Consider the following 4,248-nt stretch of genomic DNA (forward strand, 5'->3'; position numbering starts at 1 on the left):
GCTGAAGCGGCAACAGGCCGAGCAGGGCGCGGCCGGGCAGGCCCGGCCCCAGCGCAACCACGGCTGAGGCGGCCACGCCGCGGCGTGGCCTGCGCACGGGAACGGGACCACCTTCGTGACGGACTCGACGGACTCGACGGGAACGGGCAGGCGCGGTCGGCGCGCGGGACAACGACGCAGACGGAGCCGTCGGTACAACCCCGACGGCACGATGACGCTGGTCGAGCACATCTACGAGTTCCGCCGCAGGCTGGGGTTCGCGCTGCTGGCCTTGGTCGCGGGCGGCGTGCTCGGGTTCCTCTGGTTCAACACCCGCGTCGGGGCCATCCCGCCGCTGGGGGATCTGGTCACCGGCCCGTACTGCGCCATCCCGCCCGAACAGCGGTTCACCGCGGGCGACGGGTCCGAGTGCAAGTTGTTGCAGACGGTGCCGTTCGAAGCCTTCATGATCCAGATGAAGGTCGGGTTGACCGCGGGGGCGGTGCTGTTCTCCCCGGTGTGGCTGTACCAGTTGTGGGCGTTCGTGGCGCCCGGGCTGTATTCGCGGGAGCGCAGGTACGCGCTGGTGTTCGTGTCGCTGGCCAGCGTGCTGTTCGCGACCGGCGCGGTGCTGGCCTACGCGATGGTGCCGTACGCGCTGGAGCTGCTGACGAACTTCGGCGGCGAGTCGTTCGACACGTGGTTCACCGGGGACAAGTACGTGTCGTTCGTGTTGTCCCTGCTCATCATCTTCGGGGTGAGTTTCGAGCTGCCGCTGCTGGTGGTGATGCTCAACCGGGTCGGCGTGGTGCGCTATGCCCAGCTCGCGAAGTGGCGCCGCGGGCTGATCCTCGTGTTCTTCGTGTTCGCCGCGTTCGTCACCCCGGCCGACCCGTTCTCGATGATCGCGTTGGCGGGGGCGTTGACGCTGCTGTTCGAGATCGCGTTGCAGATCGCCCGGCTCAACGACCGCAAGAAGGACCGGCGACGGGCCGCCGAGGGGTGGGACGGGCTGGCCGACGACGAGGCCGCCCCGTTCGAGTACACCCCCAGCTCCGTCGAGGAACCCGACGGTGCCGGGCCGCGCGGGTCGCCGCGCCGCGACGGCACCGACGACGTGACCTGACGCGAGGTGTGCAACCCTGGCGATTGTGGACCCTTCCGCCGATTCCTCCCCGTCGACCAGCCCGGCCGAGGCGTACGCGGCGGCGCGGCGGCGCGGCCGCTACCCCGAACTGGCCCGGTTCACCGGCGAGCTGGCGTTCACCTTCGACGACTTCCAGGTCCGCGGGTGTGAGGCGCTGGAGGACGGGCACGGCGTGCTCGTGTGCGCGCCCACGGGTGCCGGCAAGACCGTCGTCGGCGAGTTCGCCGTGCACCTGGCGCTGGCCGAGGGCCGCAAGTGCTTCTACACCACGCCGATCAAGGCGCTGTCGAACCAGAAGTTCGCCGACCTGACCGAGCGGTACGGCACCGGGACGGTGGGGCTGCTCACCGGGGACACCTCGGTCAACGGGGACGCGCAGATCGTGGTGATGACCACCGAGGTGCTGCGGAACATGCTCTACGCGGGTTCGACGGCCCTGGACAACCTCGGCTACGTCGTCATGGACGAGATCCACTACCTGGCCGACCGGTTCCGCGGCGCGGTGTGGGAGGAGGTCATCCTGCACCTGCCCGCCTATGTGCGGGTGGTGGGCCTGTCGGCCACGGTGAGCAACGCGGAGGAGTTCGGCGAGTGGCTGGTGGCCGTGCGCGGCGACACCACCGTCGTGGTGGACGAGCACCGGCCCGTGCCGCTGTGGCAGCACATGCTCGTCGGCGGCAGGCTGATGGACCTGTTCGCCGGGGAGTCCGACACCGGCGAGGCGACGATCAACCCGCGGTTGTTGCGGCGGGTGGAGGAGACCGCCCGGATGCACGCCCCCGCCGGGGCGGGCAAGGGTGGCCGGAACCGGCGTGGCGGCCCGCCGCGCATGCCCCGTTACCGGCCCCCGTCGCGCACCGAGGTGATCGACCGGCTCGACCGGGCGGCACTGCTGCCCGCGATCGTGTTCATCTTCTCCCGCGCGGGCTGCGACGCCGCCGTGACCCAGTGCCGCCACTCGCGGCTGCGGCTGAACACGCCCGACGAGGTCGCCGAGGTGCGCCGCGTGGTCGACGCGCGCACCGCGGACCTGCCGCCCGACGACCTGGCGGTGCTGGGTTACTGGGAGTGGCGCGACGGACTCGAACAGGGTGTGGCCGCCCACCACGCGGGCCTGTTGCCCGCGTTCAAGGAGACGGTGGAGGAACTGTTCGTGCGCGGCCTGGTCAAGGTCGTGTTCGCGACCGAGACGCTGGCGCTGGGCATCAACATGCCCGCCCGCACCGTGGTGCTGGAGCGGCTGGTCAAGTACAACGGCGAGGCCCACGTCGACCTCACCGCGGGCGAGTACACCCAGCTCACCGGCCGCGCCGGGCGCCGCGGCATCGACGTCGAGGGGCACGCCGTGGTGCTGTGGCAGCCCGGGATGGACCCGCGTCAGGTCGGCGGCCTGGCCTCCACCCGCACCTACCCGCTGAAGTCGTCGTTCCGGCCCGGCTACAACATGGCCGTCAACCTCGTCGGCCAGTTGGGCGCCGCCGAGGCCCGCGGCATGCTGGAACGGTCGTTCGCCCAGTTCCAGGCCGACCGGTCGGTGGTGGGCCTGTCCCGCCGGATCGACCGCAACGCCGAGGCGCTGCGCGGCTACGCCGACGCCGTTCCCGGCGACTTCGAGCAGATGCGGGAGTACGCGCAGCTGCGCCGCGCGATCTCCGAGCGGGAGAAGACGTTGTCCCGGCAGAACACGGCCGCCCGCCGCGTGGAGACGGCCCGGTCGTTGGAGAACCTGCGCAAGGGTGACGTGATCTCGGTGCCGGGGGGTCGGCGTGCCGGGCTGGCCGTGGTCGTCGACCCGGGGCTGGACCAGATGGAGGAGCCCCGCCCGGTCGTGGTGACCGAGGACCGGTGGTCCGGGCCGCTGTCGGTGGCGAACTTCCCCGCGCCGGTGGAGCCGCTCGGCCGGGTCAAACTGCCCCGGCACGTGGAGTTGCGCTCGGCCAAGACCCGCCGTGACATCGCCTCCTCCCTGCGCAACACCGGCATCACCCGGCCGGGACGGCAGCGTCGACGCGGCTCCGACGCCGCCTCGGACAGCGAACTGGTCGAGCTGCGCCGGCAGGTGCGTGCCCACCCGGTGCACGGGATGGCCGACCGGGAGGCCGGGTTGCGGTGGGTCGAACGGCACGAGCGGCTCGCCGCCGAGAACGCCAAGCTCGAACGCAAGGTCGCCGCCACCACCCACTCGCTGGCCCGGTCGTTCGACCGCATCCGCGGGCTGCTGGCCGAACGCGGCTACCTCGGCGACGACGGCGACGAGGTCACCGGGCACGGAGGGACGCTGTCCCGGCTGTACAGCGAATCGGACCTGCTGGCGGCCGAGTGTGTGCGGCACCGCGTGTGGCACGGGCTCGGCCCCGCGGAACTGGCCGCGGTCGTGTCGACCCTGGTGTACGAGGCGCGGCGGGACGCCACCGCGGAGGCGAAGGTGCCGTCCGGGCCGGTGTCGGACGCCTGGCGGGAGACGGTGCGGGTGTGGACCGACCTCGTCGACGACGAACGCCGGCACCGCCTGGACCGCACCCGCGAACCCGACGCCGGGTTCGCCTGGCCGGTGTACCGGTGGGCGCGGGGCGAGTCGCTGGAGAAGGTGCTCACCACCGCCGAGACGAACGGCCAGGAACTGTCCGCCGGGGACTTCGTGCGCTGGGCCCGCCAGGTGATCGACCTGCTCGACCAGCTCAAAGCCGTGCTCGGCAAGGAACACCCGGTGGGTGGGGCGGCGGGCAAGGCCGCCCGGTCGCTGCGGCGCGGGGTCGTCGCCGCGGGCGAGGTGTGACCCGCCCGCACGGGTGCCTGTGGGCCACCGGTTCGTGTGAGGTCCGCGTGAGCCGGGGCGCGGCGGCGCGGCACGAGGGTGTGCAGGTGTGCGCCGTCGGGTGCGGGTGTGGTTGGATTCCGCACGGCACCCACGGTGGTGTGCCGTGCACATGTCGGTGACTTGGCGGAGGCAACACGATGAGCGCGCCGTACGGAGGAAACCAGCCGCCGCAGTGGGGCCAACAGCCCCCGGCGGGTCCGGACTCGGGTGGCTTCCCCGACCAGAGCGGATTCGGCGGCCCACCGCAGTACGGCCACCCCGGCCAGCCGGGCCAGCCGGGCCAGCCCGGGTACGGCCAGCCGCA

At 72.4% G+C, this 4,248-nt stretch carries 2 protein-coding genes; both read left to right on the forward strand.

What is annotated here, in order from left to right:
• Positions 1–211 precede the first annotated feature (211 nt).
• On the forward strand, positions 212–1,105 hold the full coding sequence (gene tatC / locus SACHA_RS0110875; protein ID WP_019809626.1) for a twin-arginine translocase subunit TatC: 894 nt from the start codon (positions 212–214) through the stop codon (positions 1,103–1,105).
• A gap of 25 nt (positions 1,106–1,130) precedes the next feature.
• Positions 1,131–3,902, forward strand: coding sequence for a DEAD/DEAH box helicase (locus tag SACHA_RS0110880; RefSeq protein ID WP_019809628.1), 2,772 nt, complete (start codon positions 1,131–1,133; stop codon positions 3,900–3,902).
• Positions 3,903–4,248 lie beyond the last annotated feature (346 nt).

It is taken from the genome of Saccharomonospora halophila 8, assembly GCF_000383775.1.
GTDB lineage: Bacteria > Actinomycetota > Actinomycetes > Mycobacteriales > Pseudonocardiaceae > Saccharomonospora > Saccharomonospora halophila.

Excerpts from the sequence above, each read along its gene's own strand:
- tatC (WP_019809626.1), top strand. The coding sequence starts at position 212 with ATGACGCTGGTCGAGCACATCTACGAGTTCCGCCGCAGGCTGGGGTTC.